The following is a 17,018-nucleotide window of genomic DNA, read 5'->3' as shown; positions in this document are numbered from 1 at the left end:
TCTCCGGCCGTCAATAGCCAAGACGGAAGGGGATCCCCATGACGACTTCGATCGCATACAGCCTCGGCATCGGTTCGGGCATCGACACCCAAGCGCTGATCAAGGGCCTCTCGGATGCCGTCCGCGCGCCCAAGGAAGCCCTTATCGCCCAGCGCGAAGAGCGGAACGCGGCGCAGATTTCTGCGCTCGCCGAGGCCTCGGGGGCGATCGACTCCTTCGCCACGGCGTTGTCGACCCTGATCGCCGGCGGCACCCTCTTCAGCCAGCCGAACGTCTCCGACACCAATGTCCTCACCGCCACGGCGCTGCCCGGCTCGCGGCTCGGCGACTTCTCGGCGCAGATAGAGGTCGTGCAGCTCGCCCAGGCGCAGACTCTCGAATCCATCTCGCTGGCCAGCGCTTCCGAGCCGGTCGGCCAAGGCGACCTGACGCTCGTCACGTCGCGCGGCAGCTTCACGGTCACGATCGATGCCACCAACGACAGCCTCGACGGCCTCGCCAAAGCCATCAACGACCAGAATGCCGGCGTCACCGCCACCGTCATCACCCAGGCCAACGGCGCACGTCTGATGCTGAAGGGCGCCACGGGCGAGGCCGCGGCTTTCACCCTTGGCGTCCCCGCCGGCACGGCGACCGGCCTGGAGCGCTTCGCCTACGATCCCAACGTCGCTGGCGGCATGACGCGGGCGCAGGTGGCGCAGGATGCGATCGTCAACCTGGACGGCGTCCAGGTGAAGCGCTCCTCCAACTTGATCAACGACTTGATTGCCGGCGTCGAGCTCAACCTAAAAAAGGCGGTTCCGGGGACGACGATCGCGATCGGCATCACCCGTCCGACGGCTTCGATCGAGCTCGCCGTCAACGACTTCGTCGCCGCCTATAATGAGCTGCACTCGATGCTGTCGGAGTTCACCGCCGCCGGCGTCAACGGCGCCGGTGGACCGCTGCGCGGAGACCTCGGCATTCGTGAACTTCAGCGTCAGCTGAGCAAGCTTCCTTCGACGGTGCTGAATTCGCAGGGCGACGGTCCCTCGACGCTGGCGGAGATCGGCGTCAAGACCAATCGGGACGGCACGTTGAGTGTGGACGGCGCCCGGCTTTCGGAAATGCTCGCGTCCGACCCAGAGGGCGTGGAAGCGCTGTTCAATCCCGGCCAGTACAGCAGCAGCCCCTTCGTTCAGATCACCAGCAAGATGGGCAAGGTCAAGCCCGGCACCTATACGCTGACCGAGTTGGTCGCGGCCGCGGGCGGCACTGACGCCACGGGCAAGATCGACGGGATGAGCATGATCTCCTCCGGCGAGAGCCTGATCGCTCCGGTAGGCTCGGCGGCGATCGGTCTCGTCGTGAAGCTGTCCGGCTCCGTCTCGAGCGCGACGATCACGATCGATCCGGGTCTCGGCGGCGCGCTGCAGTCGATCCGTGACGCGCTGAAGGCCAGCTCGGGCCCGTTCGCGGCCAGCAAGGAGCGGCTGAATGGCGAGGCCGAGCAGATCGCCGAGGACCGTGAGGCTCTGGAGCGGCGTTCGCAGGCCTATCATGACCAGTTGGTAAGCCAGTTCACGGCGATGGAGCGTCAGGTGTCGGCCTTCAAGGCGACGCAGAGCTATCTCGAGCAGCAGATCAAGATGTGGAGCGGCGACAACGACTGAGGTCGTCTGGCGCGGTGATTTGAGGAAAGGGAGTGACGGGAATGTTGATGAGGCATGGTCAGTTCGGGGCGGCGCGGGCGCGCTACCAAAGCATCGATATGGCCAGTCGCATCGAAGGCGCCTCGCCTCACGGGCTGGTGGCGATCCTGTTCGACGAGCTGTTGAAGGCGCTCGACGCCATGGCCGCCGCCATCCGCCGCGGCGATCTGGGGCAGCGGGGCACGCGACAGGCGCGGGCGCTCTCCATCCTGCACGGCCTCGAGGGAAGCCTCGACTTCGAAAAGGGCGGCGATATCGCCAAGGGACTCTCGGCCATCTACCGCGAAGCGCGCCGCCTCACCATCGCCGGCGCCCAGGCGAACGACGCGGAGCCGATCGTCCAGGCGCGCGAGATGCTGAACGAAATCGCCTCGGCCTGGAACCAGATCGGCTGAACTAGGCGGCCGCCTGATGGAGGCCGTATTTGCGCATCTTCTCGATGAGGGTCGTCCGCCGGAGCGACAGGAGGCGGGCGGCCTCGGCGACGACGCCTTGGGCATGGTCGAGAGCCTCGGTGATGTAGCGATGCTCCAGGTCGGAGACCATCGCCCGCAGGTCGACCGGCCCTTCGCTGATCAGGCTCTCGTCGGATTTGGCCGGCGCGGCGTCCGGGGCGGGCGAGGAAAGGGGCGCAGTCGGCGCGGCGCGCTCGCTCGCTTCCCAGACGGCCGCGCGCTCGGCGCGATTGACGCGGGTGCGGCGGTGGAGGAGCAGCTCGACTTCCTCGGCGCTCACCGTCTGGCCGGGAAAGAGTATGGCGGCGCGCTCGATGACGTTGCGCAGCTCGCGGACGTTGCCGGGCCAGGGATGGGCGACCAGTCGGTCCATCGCCTCCTTCGTGAAGCGGACCGTGCGCTTGCTGTCGGCGATCTGGCGGAGGAAATGGCGGACCAGAAGGGGCACGTCCTCGCGCCGTTCGGCGAGGCTCGGCAGGTCGATCGGAAAGACGGCGAGGCGATAGAACAGGTCCTCGCGGAAACGCTGGTGGGTGATCGCCTCGTCGATGTCGCGATGCGTGGCCGAGACGATGCGGCTGTCGACCGCGATCTGGCCGCGGCCGCCGACGCGCTGGATGGCGCGCTCCTCGAGGACGCGCAGCAGCTTCACCTGCATGTCGGCCGGCATGTCGCCGATCTCGTCGAGGAAAAGGGTGCCGCCATGGGCTTCCTCGAAACGGCCGCGATGCTGGGTGACGGCGCCGGTGAAGGAGCCCTTCTCATGGCCGAACAGCTCGGATTCCAGGAGGTCGCGGGGGATCGCGCCGCAGTTCACCGCCACATAATTTTTGGACGCCCGCTGGCTTTCGGCGTGGATGGCGCGGGCCACCATTTCCTTGCCGCTGCCGGAGGGTCCGGTGACGATGACCGAGGCGGAGCTGGGCGCAACCTGCCGGACCAGCCGGCGGAGCTCGACGATGGCCGGGCTCTCGCCGACGATCAGGCTTTCGACGCTGGCCGCCCCTTGGGCGACGGGATTGAACGCGACTGACATTGGTTTACGCGCTCTTCTGCCTGGAGCGCTGAACGCGACACATCAAAGTTCATTCCCCCCGTTCACGGCTCTTCCGTGTGACGAGACTTTGTATGGGGGGCATTGGTTAACGTCGGATAAAGACTAACGATGGTGAAAATTCGACTGTCGTCTTCCGGATAAGCTTGTGTCTCTCCGCTGAACTAGCGGCTGTAGCGGAGGCCGATCCACAAGGTGCGCGGAGTCGCACGTTCGATGAGACCATCGCCCGAGATCCCCGCCAGGACGCGCGCGTCGGTCAGATTCTCCGCCCGCGCCTCGACGGTTAGCGCCGGCGTCACCGGCAAGCTCGCAGCGGCGTCGAAGGTCAGCGCGTCGGGCAAGCTCTGGGTGTTGAGGTCGTCCTCGAACTGGGCGCCGACATAGCGGGCGGTGAGGGAGGCGCGGGCGCCGCCGCCATCTTGCCATGCCAGCGTCGAGGCCAGGCTGTGCCTCGGCGTCTGCGCGGGTCTCAGACCATCGAGCGGCCGGGCCAGACCGCCGGCGCTCACCTCGGCATCGACGAATGCATAGCCGGCCGAAAGCGACCATGCGCCAAAATTGACCGCGCCATCTATCTCCACGCCGCGCGCATCGATGGCGCCCAAGTTGCGGCGCTGGCTGAAGGTCCCGCTCGGGCCGACGAAGCCGACGCCCGGGAACATTCCAGGTCCCCGGCCAAGCGTCACATTGGCAATGGCATCCTCGAGGCGATTGACGAATAAGGTGGCGCCGATCCGCGCGTTCGGCACTGGCCGGACGTCGATCCCCAGCTCGGCCCCGCGCAGCCGCTCCGGTGCCAGCTCGGCATTGGCCGCCGTCGCGTCGGCGCCGACCCGAAAGGGACGAAAGAGCTCGTTCAGGGTCGGCAGGCGCCAACCGAGATAGCCCGCCGCCCGCACCGTCACCGCCTCGGCAGCGCGCCAGGCAACCCCGGCCCGGCCGGTCGGCTCCCAGCCGGCGCGATCTGTGAAGGCGACATCGTTCAATATCTCCCCGGTGGCGAACACCCGCTCGAGGAGCGCGCCGTCCTCGATCCACCAGCGGTCGATCCGGGCGCCGCCGGTCAGGGTAAGCGATCCGTTTTCCCAGCCGATCTCCGCGAAGCCGCCCAAGGTGCGGGTCCGGCCGCCGGCGACCCGACCGCGCGTGCCGACGCCGTCGACGAACAGGAATCGCTCCTCCGTCCGCCCCTCCGTCTCGCGCCAGTCGCCGCCGAGGCGGAGCTCGATATGGTCGCCGAGCGGCGGGCGATATTCGGCCCGCGCGCCGACGCCCGTCGAAGGCACGCAATATTGCTCGGCCACCCGCGCCGCCGCGCTGCGATCGTCCTCGACGCTCGCGAAGCTGTTATAATAGTCGCGCGTCTGGACGTAGCCGAGCGCCGACCAGCGCTCGCCGACCAGCCTCAGCGACGCGTCCGCCCCGGTCGTGCTGTTGCCGGTGAACGGCACGCCGCGCTCGCGCTCGTCGCGGAAGAGGAGGCCGTTCGCCTGCAGCTCCACTCCGGCCGAAAGCGGCGCCACCGCCCGCAGGCTCGCGCTCGCCTGTTCATAAGGCGAGGGGCGGTCCACCGGCCCGCGCTGTGTTTCCACAATGGGGATGAAGCCGTCGCCCCGGCCATAGTCGCCCGAAAGCGTCAGAAAGCCGCTTCCCAGTTCCACGCCGATGCCGGCGGACGCGTCGATGCTGTCGCGGCTGCCGTAAGCGAGGCTCGCCCGTGTGCCGTCCAGATCCTCGGGGTCGGCGCTCAGCAGCTCGATCGTGCCGGCGAGCGCACCGGAGCCATGGACACCGCTGCCGCCGCCGCGCGTCACTCGCACCTCGCCAAGCCGTTCCGGGTCGTAGGCCGGCCAACTGATCCAGCCGCCGAACGGATCGGTCTGTGGCACGCCGTCGAGGATCAGCAGCGCCCGGCTCGACGCGTTGCCGCCGAGCGCGCGCAGGGTCACGCCCTGGCTGGTCGGATTGGCCGAGCGCGCGTCGGACCGCCGGAACAGCTGCAGCCCCGGCACATCCTTCAATATCTCGTCCATTCGCCCCGAGGCGGAATCGGTCAGCCGTGCCCGATCGATGACGACGGTGGAATAGACCGCGTCGCCCAGGCTCTCATCGAGCCCGCGTCCGGTGACGACGATGTCGGCAGGCTGGGCGTAAAGCGGCGCCGCGGCGGAAAGGCACAATGCCGAGATCAGGCGGCGCGGCACGGCTACTCCCAACTATTCGGCACGGCCTCAAGGCTTCGGCGCGCGATGACTGGGGCCCTTAGATCATCGGCCAAATTCTGTCCATCTGACCCTATGAACGCGCGTGACGAGCAGGGCAGGATCATGGGCGACCGTCACCGAAATCTCCTCGCGCTCGACGGAGCGCAGGACCATCAGCGTCAGGCGCTCACCCGCTCCGGTCAGCCCGACGACGTTTCGCAGCGAGTGGCGGAATGTGACGCGTCGATATGATTGCACCTCGCGCCTCTGGGGGATGGTCTAACTTGCATCCGGGAGCATGCACAAGCTTGCGCCTATCCCCAGGGTTGATTGCAGAAGTTTGCTCCTTCGCGCTTAGCAGTCAGTCGTCGCGCGGCCGCGACTGAGGCAAATATGGGATCTGGAGGTGAGATAGCCCAGCGGGCGGGGCGCATCGGCGCGGCCCCTTAACGAGGACCGCGCCGTTATGAGGGGTCAGGCCGCGTCGGCGAAGATGAGCTTCTCGGCATCCCGGCGGCACCAGCCTGCCTCGCCAAGGAACGTGACACCGATTCTGCTAGCCAAGTTGAAGGCGGATCGTGAACTGATGCCGAGCCGTGCACCGATCTCTGGCGCGCTGATGTGCGTCGTTGCGAGTTGAAGGACATCGTGGACGCGGACGAACTTCGCCTCGGCCGACCTGCCGATGATCGCGTTGATCACGGGAGTGTATGCCTTAGGCCCGACGTTGAGGGTTTCGCCGGCGTCGAAGCGCGTCATCGAGTATTCGAACGTCGACTCGGGATAGTCGGAGGCGGCGAACTCGAGGGCAATAAGCTGCGAAATGGCAGATCGGTCAACGATGATCCGTTCCGTCAGTGGACCATCTTCATCGTTCAGCTGAAACGGAATGCCGCCGGTGAGGAGGGCATGAAATATTGGCCCCCAAGGCTTTAGCCGCCCACCGATTGCCAGGGCTGCCTTCCGAAGCGTGATCGGGGCCGTGCAGGGGATGTCTTCACTTGCGCGCTGCAAGCGACAACGGAAGTCGTCCATCGCGGTTTCGGTGGTCTGACGAGAACCATAACGAACTTGGCAGTAGCGATCCTCTGTGGTCGCCAACAGTCGCATGGTGACCAGTTGCTCGACACCATGATACGAAATCCCGATGCGCCAAGAGGCGGCAGCGAAGCCTAGCCGTTCCTTGATGAAGGACGAAATGGAGCGCACCTCGGCGGCGTCGAAGAGAGCCACGGGCCGCTTCTCCTTGATAGCGAAGATCGTTTTCAGCCCACCTTGCCGGCGAATTTCAGCGGTTTCCTTTGTTCCACGGCCGAGCGCGGCGGCGACCTCCTTGATGCCCATGGTGCGTTCCTTGAAAAGACATTGTTCGGGGCCGTCGAGTTGGACGGACAGCCTCAGGCGAGCGATCGCATCAGCCACGTCTTGGCGAAGGCCAGGCACTCGCGGGAGCTTCAGGAAGCGGACCGACAGTCCTTCGTTGCCGTCGACGTGCCGAGTTGGCGCCGTTTGAATGCGCTCGCCCATGAACTCGGTCACGGCACCTGGCCAGCCGGCCAAGAGCGGCCAGGCTCGCGCTATTGCTGACGTTATCCTTGCTGCGGGGAGCGACCAAGTCGAGAAGGTGCCCACACGGTTCTTGGCCATCTCTCCGTCGACCAAGGTCGTCAGGCGCACCAGGAGTTCGAAGGCAGCCGCCGGTCCGAGCGCCTGCAATTCGGCCGGAAGTTCGAAAAGACTCCGCTGCCGAAGCGCTGGGTCCGCATGAACCAGCCCGATCGCAAATCGCAGGGCAGGCCGTTCCTCATCCGGAACAGTTTCTGCTGGTGCCAGGGAGAGCTCTTCGACGCATTGATCGCACCGGTCGATGCCATTGGCGTGATACCAGCGCTGAACGGCACCGCATCGCGGGCACTGGTCGACGAGATACTGCCAGGTCTCCGAGCAGAATGGGAAAGGTCTCAGCTGCCACATGGCGCGATGATGGGGTGATAACGCCAACGAGGCTGGAGCGAACCGGCGCACGCGGGTCTCGATGTCTCGCCGTTCAACTTCCACACCGAAGAACTGCCGCCGGTCCGTGCCCTCGATCGCGGGATAGGAGCGGCAACGGAGTTCTTCCACATCGACCTGGAGACAGTCGGCAAGTATCGGCAAGCCGTCCCAGCCGTGCGTAGCGAGTGTCGGCTTGTGCCCGTAGGTGACGCCCGCCAGGTTGGTGATGGTGAGCGCGTTATCGATCCAGCTCGCAGCGGCGACGCGGGCAATGAAGCCGTCCAGCGACTCCCCTCCAATGGGCTGGAGGGGAGCCTCGACACGCCAGGGCGCTTTGGTGATGCTGGTATAGACCCCCATATTAGGCCGCCTCGAACGGGTTGTAGCCGATGCACTGGTTCGGGATGGACCATTCATCCACTGCCACCGACAGGTCGTCGCGGCTGATCGCGTCATCGTCCCGGCGAACGACGGCCGCCATGGCGGTTTCAACGATGTGAGAAATTTGCCGGATATTGCCGTTTGAGGCCTCGCACAGAAGACGAGCCAACTCCGGCTCTGCCAGGCCGGAGCTGACGCGAAGAATACCGCGCTCGACCATCTCCTCGTCCAGGCCGGCGAGAAAATCCATAAAGAGGTCGCGATCCTCCTCGATCAGCCAGTCCAACGGATTCATTGTCACCGGAGCATCGAGGCGGCCTGCAAGATCAGGGCTGCGCCTGAAAACGTCGCGGGCCTCCTCGGTCGCGAGGAACGCAAGCGGCGCAACGCCCTGGTCCATGAGGTCGCGAAGAGCGGTCGCGATTGCCGAGCTCATTGTGGGCCGCCGCGCCGCGCGATTGAACTCGTCGATGATCAGGATTTGCGTTTCGGAGCGGCGGAGCGCGTCGATTGCCCGCATCCACAGCACCGGCTCCGTGCCCTGCTCGGGCCGGGGCACTTCCATAGCCTTGAGGATGCTGGCCGGAATGGACCTGGTGGTGCCGCTGCCATCGATGGTGGCGATGACGATCGGCTTGGAGCGAGGATCATGCTCCTCGGCGGCTTCGACATAGGTTTTGAAACGCTCCGCGCCGATCGTTTTTCCAGAGCCAGTCTCGGCGATCAGGCGGACGCCGCCCTGTGGCTTACCTTTGGTGAGCAGGCCCGTAAGGCGGAGTTCGTCCAAGGCCGCTACAAGCTCGTCCTGACGAGGATAAGGGAGGAGGATGTCCCGGAAACTCGCCCGCGCTTCGGCGACCCGGCGGGACCGGTCGGAGGGGCGCTCAGGGCGCCCCTCCTCGTCATCAATGCAGATGGTGTCAGCGGACTGGATGTTTGATTTTTGTGCCATGGTGATGATCCTTAATTATAGCTGCCGCTGACCCGGCGAGTGCGGGGCCGCTGGGGCGTTTGGGTGGACTGCTGCGCCGATTGATGCGGTTGGCCTGCATCGCGGCTGTCGCGGTCCTTGCGCTTGCGCTTGCGAGGTTCGGCGACGGGAAGGCGTGGCGCGAGAATCTCGTCGTCGAGCATCGTGGTTGCGGCGAGGTCGTGAGAGATGAAATCCTCGAGCGAGACGGCCTCTGGTTCGTCGGTGTGCAGATGAACGAGGTTGCCGGTGATCTGACGAAGACGCGGAATCTCGTAGAGCCGCGCCACAAGCTTCCGTTCGCGCTGTTTTGCCTCGGGCGAGATGTTGCGGATCGCCTTGATGCGCTTGGCGCGGGCAGCGAGCCGTTCTTCCTCGGTGTTGAAGGCCTCAGCCTCGGCGCGGGCAGCCTGCTGGATCTGCTCGTGGAACCACAACGGCATGCCGTCGGCGTAGGTTTCGTCGGCGCAGCGGAGCGTCACATACTTCTTGGTGACGCGGTTCCAGACGTAGATGACGGAGATGTCCTGCGGGTCGAACTTTACCTTGACGGTGGCCGTCGCCTCGTCCCGCCGCTGTCGCCGGGGCTCCACTGGCACGAGGTCGTTGAGCAACGCCGGCACGGCACGAGCGCATTGGTAACGGAGGCTGAAGAGGCGCGCCCCGGACTTGGAAATCTGCACTCCGAGACGGACATCGAGGCACTCGAGCTGAAAGCCCCTGAGGTCATGGATAAGGTCTATGCCATGCTTGTTGACGCTCTTTTCGAAGACGAGGGCGGGTTGTCGCCCGTGCAGTCCTTCATGCGTCTCGATGTGGTATTCGGCGACCGCGTAGTTCCCCAATGCCTCCAGCTCCCCGGTAGTGGCAAGGGCTTCCTTCTCCGGATTGTGACCAAGCTTTCGCGCGAGCGCGATTGGCTTGATTGCACCTGGAATTGACTTTGTCATCTTCAGCTGGAGAGTGGGGAAAACCCGTTCCCCGATGGCGCGATAGGTCGGCTTCTTGATCGGACAGCGCCGAACGGCAAAGCCGGCCGCCTTCGCTGCGTCCTCGAAGGCCTGGCTGCGAAATTCCGCCGCATTGTCGACGATGACCTCGGCGGGCTTTCCGCAAATACGCCGGAGGATAGGGTAGCGCTCGATGAAGCAAGGCGGCGGCCGCTTCGGAAGACTCGCCCGCCGAAGCAGCTCGCCGACCGTCCAGACCGACGGTGGAAGGTAGGAAATCAAGTGGGCGAGAATGGCGTCAGAGTGGACGTCGATCATGACTGACAACCACGGCTGGCCCGCAATCATCTCGCGCTCGGGATCGACAACGAAGTAGCCAGAGAGCGGCGTGTGATCGATGATACAGAGCTCAAGCGCCCGGCTCGCTGTGAGCGGTTTTCCAGAGCCGCGCCAGTCGGCCTTGACGCCCTCCTTGCCGTCGCGGGCTTCGACCGTGTCCGCGCATTCAAGCGCGATGCAGGCGCGGCGGACGGTGTCATACGAAGGGCAGCGATAGGGCCGTTCGGGCTTCGGATACTGTTCTGACCGGCCTTCGTTGATCGCCTGGATCTCGTCAGAGACCTCGGCATGGGCATCGACGTAGCTCGTTTGCAACGTGTAGTAGCGAAGCGCCGCCTTTTGCTTCGTCTCCTCAACGACATCGTCGGAGTAGGGAGCGCGCGGCACCTTGCCCCACATCCGGACCATGTCGCGGCCGTTGCGATTGCCGATAGCGCCGCGCTCGGAGCGCCACCGCTTGATCGTGTGGGGGTTATCATGTTCGCCGAACTTCTGGCGAAGCTCATCGGTCCAATGGTCGGTGAGGCCTATCGTGATGGCCTTCACGCCGTTCTTGACCCCATGGTCATCCAGGATCTGGCACTGGACCAGCATTTTGCGAGCGTTGGGATCAAGAGCTTCGCAGTCGGCCATGTCCCATTCGGCGTCGGAGGCGATCTTCCGAGCCAGAATGGCGCTTTCCGGCTCCTTAACGATCAGGCGACCATCGAGCAGCAGCTCGTCGTAGGCCTCAGGCGTCAGGAGTTCGAGCTGGCCGGTCGGACCGGTGATGCGATACGGCTCGCCGGAATGGAGATGCATAAGGTGGACACGACCAGGAATGGTCGCGCCCAAATATTTGTATGGAGCCCCATCGATCTCGATGATGGCGTTTCGCGGATAGTTATAGTGTGCCATGTTGTGTTTCCCCTGTTGGCAATAGTTTTCTCGATCGCTGCGCCGAGGGCGCAGCGAGGATTCAGGCGCTTGCAGGCGCCTTGGCTGTCTCCTTGTTTGGGTGGTGCGGTTAGATGATCTGCACAGGCGTCTCTTCGTAGAGAAGCTGGGTCAGATCGATGTTCACCCGCCGCCGCACGAGCAGAGCCTGAAGGACGGCTTTGCCTGCAGGAGCGAAGTCCGGTTCGAGAACCTCCGAGAGCTCGCCATAGGTGCTTTCCTGACCATGGCGGTATGCGAAGTCTTCGAGGCGCCGGAGATGTTCGGGGCCGACGCGGGCGAAGCGCCGGGACTGGAAGAGTTCGACGTTCTGCCGGTGATGACGACCGGTGAAGATTTCGCCGGCGAGGACGATCTTGAACGTCCACCCGCACCGTCGACAGATTTCGGCCACGCCAGCAAGGGTCAGGCGATAATCATCGTCGTCGAGATCACGTTCGTCGCGCTTGAGCTCGACGATCTCCGTGGAGCCATCGGTTTTCCGCACCTCGACGTCGCATGTGTAGCGGTGCCTGCGGCCGCCGAGAGGGAATTCGAAGCGACGGGCCTCGCTTTGTGCCCAGTCGACATCGGGATCGACCTCGCACCGCAGCAGGTAGGCGCGCTGCGTCATCCCCTCCCAATATTGGAGGCGGCGGCGCTTGAAGGACGGCCACCAACCATTCTCGTGGGCAAGGTTGCCGGTGAAGGTCCGGATCGAGCCGCCATGTTTGGTGACGAACATGTCGCCCATGCTGACGAGTTCGTCGCCAGCCTCCGGCAATTGATCGAGGCGCCGCAGGCGAGTCCGATCAGGCGTCACCGCTGGGTCGATAAGCTGGCGCATAATGCCGGGCCTCGGATCCGCGAATGCCGCCAAAGGCGCCCTCACGAGCCGCTCGATCGTGTCGTCGGCTTCCATCACGCGGCCACCGCTGAGCGCTGACGAGAAGACATCCACGGCCGAGACGAACGACGACGCCATGTTCCCCGACGGTAGGAGGCCATAGAGCCGATCCATGCCGGGACGCCGGCTGGCACGTCCCCTACTATTTCCTGCACGGGCTCGTGCGGCGGATTCTCGTCATCCTGCGGTGCTTTTTCATCGCAGGTGGCTGGGGGCAGGTTGGACGACATTGTGACCTCATGTTCGGGCTGTTGTGCAATGAACATGAGGTCGGTGCAGGCTTATGTCAAATCCTATTGTTCAATCTGCCGAACATAAATTGATTGTCGATCTCCTCCGGCGCCGTTATCAGCGCGCCTAGGAGGGCACGCGTGTCGGATGATCCCAGGATTGATTTAGTTGGTGACCACCTCTTGGAGGGTGTCTCTGCGTCGTCAGAGCTCAGGGCGCTTTCCACGCTGCCGCGCGAGAAGCAGGAAGCGGTTCTTTCACGCTTAGCGGTGATCGACCGCTATCTTCGGATCGACGCACCTCGAGCAGGGGATGCTCAGAAGGCCGCCGCTGATCTCGGGATGCAACAGCGCAATTTTTATCGCCTTTTGGATAAGCTGCGTCGACACGGTCCGGTGGCAGGCCTCGCTCCTGGCTATCGGACGCGGCGGCCGCCTTCTGCGGCCGAGGGATTGGGCGATGTCGCCGATAACGCTATCTTCGACATACTGGCAGATCATCCGACAGCTTCTCTGAGCGAAGTTCGAGCATCTGTCATTCAGGCATGTAAGCGAAAGGGCTCTGCAGCACCCTCGGACGCGGCGATCAGGCGACGGTTAAATGCTCTGCGTTCGCCGGCGAGCGCACCGGAGCCTGCGGCGGACAAGGCCGAGCGCACGTTTGGACGGTCCTTTCTTGTCGACCAAGCGGCGCTCTCCCTTCCGGTCGAAGGGGCCGAAGGGTCCAGCTTTGTCGTTGGCACCTTTGTCGTGGACACAGAAACGCGACTTGTTCTGGGGCTCGGCCTTACCCTTTCGAAGACCCCCGGGGCGGGCCTTGAGCACGCGATAGAGGACATTGAGGCTCGACATGGAACGATAGCCACCGGCTCCTTCCCGATTGCAGAGGTGCTGGAGGAGCTTCATTGGGTGGTGCCAGACAGCTTGGAAGATACAGCTGAACGATGGGCGCGCGACGCGGCGACGAACGGCATCTTGGGTAGCTTCAGCGCCCAAGGTGAGCGCCGCCACGGGCAAAGACTGTTGCGGCTTCTGGGAGCGAAATTTGGCGGATATGAACTGATGCCGCGTTTGACGGCGTCGCCTCAGATCAAACGACGTGAGGGACTCCCGCCCCCTGTTGACGCGGTTCAGGCCCGCACCTTGCTCGCGGGTGCGGTTGATGACTGGAACTACGAGATCGTTCGCGCTCGTGAAGGGGCACAAGAAGGCGGCGATGCTGACCAGCGAGCGGGGAACCTCACCAGGTGGAAGAATCTCAATCCCCGGCTGCTGCGCATGGGGGCGGAAATGCGGAATTTATTCCGGGTTGTGTTGCCCACCTAGCCGTTAGGGAGACCAGCCAATGATTTCTCCAGCTGCCGGGCGGCATTCCTGCCCAAGAGGTCGCGGAGCGACGCCACGTCGTTGGAGGGCAGCGACGCGTTGCGCTGGTCGAGAATTTCAGCGACCGTAAGCCTGACTTGGTCGAGTGAAACCGCCGTGCCAAATCCCCGAACCGATTGTGGCGCCTTGAAGGTCGCTCTCGGGGCGAACGGGATTCGCCCTAGTTTCAAGCCCAAGACTCGAGTGATGCTCCGTCCAGCGGAGCGGTCTGATATTTCTCGAGGAAGCGGCTTGATGCCTCCCTGTTGAAGCGCATCGATGATGGTATCCCAGATGGGCTCTTGGCCTGCATGGAACCTGAGTTCGACCGGCAGTCGTGCGCGACACCCCGCACCAGCGGGTTGGCTCAAGGCATTGTTTATGGCGCTGATCATAGCGGTTGCGCCGGGGGATCCGAGGCCGAGATAGTGACCCATAACCCGGCCGGTGGGCGTGTGGATCAGCGCGGTGAGGACGGCCGTTTCAACCACCCCATTAGGGTCAGTTGCCTGAAGCTTGAGACCGCAATGATCGACAATCAGGTCTGGAAGGAAATTCGTCCCCGGATTCACGACACGGGCCGCGTTAAGGCGCGTTCTGATCGTCGTGGATGATGGCAAGGTGATTCCCCTGTCGCGGCATCGCCGCTGAACTTCTTCTTTGACGTGAGCGAGCTTGGCATCGGGTCCAAGTTCGGCAATGACTTCTTCGACAGTGGCGGAAGCCTCCGGGTCGATGACCGCCCGTTTGTATTGCTTATCGATGTCGATCGTCCGGGCGGCGCGACGTTCCCGAAAGATGCGGACGAGCACGTAAAAATATCGACGGCGAATGCCTAGCTTACGGGCATGTTCGTCGACATCTGCCACGGTCGGGTTCGCTATTTTCAGGTACTTGGCGATGATAGCTGCGCGCTCAAGCGTCTGTGGCCAGAGATGCGGCGGCACCCCTACCAGCTGCTCTTCAAAGGCTTCAGCCATTTCCTTCTCCAACGAATATCGTCGGAGTGTCTTCACCACCTGTCGGCGGGCGGGAGTTCCGTTCAGTTGGTCTTCTTCAGCATCTGAGGGACGGCACGACAAAGGCTTGCGCCGACCGATTGGGAGGCAGCTCTACGAGCAGTTCGATAATCTCGTTGATCATCTTTCCTCCGATGAGGTCCATCGGAGTCATTCATTTTGTTATTCAAATCGAGAGAGACTCGCGGCTTCAGCGCGGTATCGGTAGATAGCGGTGATGGTGGCAACGCGAACTCGAGTATTTGCTGCGCGATGTCCTATCATCGCCCCGTTGGCGGCGATGGTCGGATGCGCAGCCGACCCACCCACTACTGACGACATCCGCCATGCCTATGCGCAGCACATGGAGAGCGATCCTGTCCATGAAGTAGGTTTGAAGGCAAAGGAGCCGCCTGCGGTCATTCCCAACCAGGAACCGGAATGTTCATCGGACGGGAGTGGACATTTCGATTGCCGCATCAGGGTCATCTACGAGACCAAGGCGGCCCGGCGAAGTGAGGAGCAGACCATCCATATCCGGCGAGCGGATGGCAGATGGGTAATCGATAGCCTCGACTGATGATTGCCAACCATGGAAGCTGCCCAGCTTCGGTTTGATCTGCGAAATAGCCTCTTCGTGCTCGTCGCCTCCTATTTCGGATGACTATGTGGGGCGGCGGCGTGATCGCCACCCTGCTCGTCGAGACAGGCTTCGAGGGTCGCGTGCCCGATAGAGAAGCGCTGTCGCAGCATGCCACGCGCGTCGGCCTTCACCTGCTCGAACGCTTCCAGCGAGGATACGGCGGGCACGAGGTGCGCCTCAAGCGCACGCTCATGCTCGTCGAGGCTCCAAATGTGCACATGGTGCAAATCCTTGACGCCATCGGTCTCGCGCAATGCCTTCACGATCGCATCGAACTCGACGTCGTCGGGAACCGCGCCCATCAAAAGCTTGATCGTCTGCGGCAGCAGCGAGAAGCCTTGGTAGAGCACGTAGCTGGCGATGAGCACCGTCATCACGAGGTCGGCGATGTAGAGGTCGTAGAGCAGAATGAGCGTTCCCGCGATGATCACGCCCACCGAAGCCAGCGCATCGGAAACGTTGTGCAGAAAGGCGGCCTTGATGTTGAGGCTGTGTTTCGATCCCGCATAGACGAGCAGGGCTGTGATGATGTCGATCACCAACGCGATGCCGGCGACGATCACAACGATCCAGCCGCCGACCGGCTGCGGGTCCAGGAACCGGTTGATTGCCTCGACGAGAAGATAAAGGCCCACGATGACCAGGGTCGTAAGGTTGATGAGCGCCGCGACGATTTCGGCGCGGCCGTATCCGAACGTCATCAGCTTGTCCGCCGGCCGTCGCCCTACGCGGCGTGCAAATAGCGCGAGGCCCAGCGAAGCGGCATCGTTGAGGTTGTGAAGAGCGTCCGCGATCAGCGCGAGCGACCCCGAGACCGCGCCGCCCACGATCTGGGCGACTGTCAGGAGGAGGTTGACCACGACCGCGCCGACGAGGCGGCCATCACTCATGTTGCGTTCGCCATGATCATGTCCTGCGCCCATGTCTCAGCTCTCCTTTGCCTTTACCGCCTCATGGTGGGCGTCCCGCAGGATATCGATCCCGCCGTAAATCGCGATCGCGGCGACGCCGATCCCGACGATGAGGTCGGGCCAGTTCTGTCCGGTCCACAGCACCAGAGCGCCGCCGATCAATATCCCCCCGTTCGAGATGAAGTCGTTGAAGCTGAACGTCGTCGCGGCGCGAAGGTTTACGTCCTTCCCCTTCAGCCGCTTTAGCAGAAAGAGGGAAAGGAGGTTCACGGCAGCGGCGACGAGCGCCATGATCATCATAGTGATGCCGAGGGGATCGGAGCCGGTGAGAAAGCGGCGGCCGGCGTCGATGACGACACCGATGGCGAACGCGAGCAGCATGATACCGGAGAAGCGGGCGGCGATCCGCTTCCATCGTGGAGGCCGGGAGAGGGCCATCAGGCTGATGGCATAGACAATCGCGTCCGAGCTGTTGTCGAGGCCGTTGGCGATGAGTGCGCTGGAGTCGCCCAATAGCCCAGTCGCGAAGAAGCCCGCCGCAATGGCGACGTTTAGGGCGAGCACGATCCAGAGGATCTTGCGTTTGTCTTGGCTCCCGAGATCGAAATGCCCTTCGCTCACGGCCTCTCCTCCCGTGGCGCGTTGTGGAGCCAGGCCTCGGCATCTGAGGCCCCAGCTTTCTCGAAGAAGCGCATTTCGGCCGGGAAGAGAGGCGCGGACGCCTCAGTGCCCCACTTCTCCCATTCTTTGTCGCCGACGATGGCTATTCGGCCGAACTGCTTGCGGTGCTCGACATCGAACTGGAGGTCTCGCCACAGTGCACCCAGCGTCCAGCCGGTGAAGCCGGGACCGAGCTCGATCAGCACCGGTCTCGGTTGGTCCGCCAGACGCTCGAAGCGCGGCACGAAATCCACATATTCTTCGGTCGTGAGTTGGCCATCGGCGACGATGTGAAGGATGCCGTCGGGTCTTTGTTCTATCGTCAGCATCGGCTGCCTCCTCTCTTG

General features: G+C 63.6%; 13 protein-coding genes. 3 read left to right on the top strand and 10 right to left on the bottom strand.

Annotation, left to right across the window (positions count from 1 at the left end):
* Positions 1 to 38 precede the first annotated feature (38 nt).
* Entirely contained in the window at positions 39 to 1,652 is a 1,614-nt protein-coding gene (gene fliD, locus DF286_RS03310; RefSeq protein ID WP_109270141.1) for a flagellar filament capping protein FliD, read from the top strand.
* Between the two features lie 41 nt (positions 1,653 to 1,693).
* Positions 1,694 to 2,086 (top strand): flagellar export chaperone FliS, encoded by a 393-nt coding sequence (locus DF286_RS03305; RefSeq protein ID WP_109270140.1) that lies wholly within the window; start codon positions 1,694 to 1,696, stop codon positions 2,084 to 2,086.
* A gap of 1 nt (position 2,087) precedes the next feature.
* Here DF286_RS03305 and DF286_RS03300 read toward each other — a convergent pair whose 3' ends face one another.
* The 6 genes from DF286_RS03300 to DF286_RS03275 form a co-directional block, all read right to left on the bottom strand.
* The gene (locus DF286_RS03300; protein WP_109270139.1) at positions 2,088 to 3,182 is read right to left on the bottom strand and encodes a sigma-54 interaction domain-containing protein; all 1,095 of its coding nucleotides are present in this window, start codon (positions 3,180 to 3,182) and stop codon (positions 2,088 to 2,090) included.
* A gap of 182 nt (positions 3,183 to 3,364) precedes the next feature.
* Positions 3,365 to 5,407: a TonB-dependent receptor gene (locus DF286_RS03295; RefSeq protein ID WP_109270138.1), complete on the bottom strand. Its 2,043-nt coding sequence runs from the start codon at positions 5,405 to 5,407 to the stop codon at positions 3,365 to 3,367.
* 474 nt (positions 5,408 to 5,881) lie between these two features.
* Positions 5,882 to 7,762 (bottom strand): hypothetical protein, encoded by a 1,881-nt coding sequence (locus tag DF286_RS03290; RefSeq protein WP_109270137.1) that lies wholly within the window; start codon positions 7,760 to 7,762, stop codon positions 5,882 to 5,884.
* Between the two features lies 1 nt (position 7,763).
* The gene (locus DF286_RS03285) at positions 7,764 to 8,735 is read right to left on the bottom strand and encodes a TniB family NTP-binding protein (protein WP_109270136.1); all 972 of its coding nucleotides are present in this window, start codon (positions 8,733 to 8,735) and stop codon (positions 7,764 to 7,766) included.
* 11 nt (positions 8,736 to 8,746) lie between these two features.
* Positions 8,747 to 10,939, bottom strand: a complete 2,193-nt coding sequence (locus tag DF286_RS03280) for an integrase catalytic domain-containing protein (RefSeq protein ID WP_109270135.1) — start codon at positions 10,937 to 10,939, stop codon at positions 8,747 to 8,749.
* 109 nt (positions 10,940 to 11,048) lie between these two features.
* Entirely contained in the window at positions 11,049 to 11,978 is a 930-nt protein-coding gene (locus DF286_RS03275; protein WP_109270134.1) for a hypothetical protein, read from the bottom strand.
* Between the two features lie 257 nt (positions 11,979 to 12,235).
* On the opposite strand from DF286_RS03275, the gene DF286_RS14935 reads away from it, so the two are divergent.
* The gene (locus DF286_RS14935; protein ID WP_146193549.1) at positions 12,236 to 13,420 is read left to right on the top strand and encodes a hypothetical protein; all 1,185 of its coding nucleotides are present in this window, start codon (positions 12,236 to 12,238) and stop codon (positions 13,418 to 13,420) included.
* Here the strand turns inward: DF286_RS14935 and DF286_RS03255 are convergent.
* From DF286_RS03255 to DF286_RS03240, 4 genes are all read right to left on the bottom strand, one after another.
* The gene (locus DF286_RS03255; protein ID WP_109270130.1) at positions 13,417 to 14,439 is read right to left on the bottom strand and encodes a hypothetical protein; all 1,023 of its coding nucleotides are present in this window, start codon (positions 14,437 to 14,439) and stop codon (positions 13,417 to 13,419) included. The two genes, DF286_RS14935 and DF286_RS03255, sit on opposite strands and share 4 nt — an antisense overlap.
* Before the next feature lie 669 nt (positions 14,440 to 15,108).
* Positions 15,109 to 16,023: a cation diffusion facilitator family transporter gene (locus DF286_RS03250; RefSeq protein ID WP_109270129.1), complete on the bottom strand. Its 915-nt coding sequence runs from the start codon at positions 16,021 to 16,023 to the stop codon at positions 15,109 to 15,111.
* Positions 16,024 to 16,026: 3 nt separating this feature from the next.
* Complete coding sequence (locus DF286_RS03245; protein WP_109270128.1) at positions 16,027 to 16,632, bottom strand: cation diffusion facilitator family transporter; 606 nt, start codon at positions 16,630 to 16,632, stop codon at positions 16,027 to 16,029.
* Entirely contained in the window at positions 16,629 to 17,000 is a 372-nt protein-coding gene (locus tag DF286_RS03240) for a SpoIIAA family protein (protein ID WP_170303924.1), read from the bottom strand. The genes DF286_RS03245 and DF286_RS03240 overlap by 4 nt, the downstream gene beginning before the upstream one ends.
* Positions 17,001 to 17,018: the final 18 nt, after the last annotated feature.

The organism is Sphingosinicella humi (assembly GCF_003129465.1).
Lineage (GTDB): Bacteria > Pseudomonadota > Alphaproteobacteria > Sphingomonadales > Sphingomonadaceae > Allosphingosinicella > Allosphingosinicella humi.
This window is presented reverse-complemented; position numbering and strand designations above follow the sequence as displayed.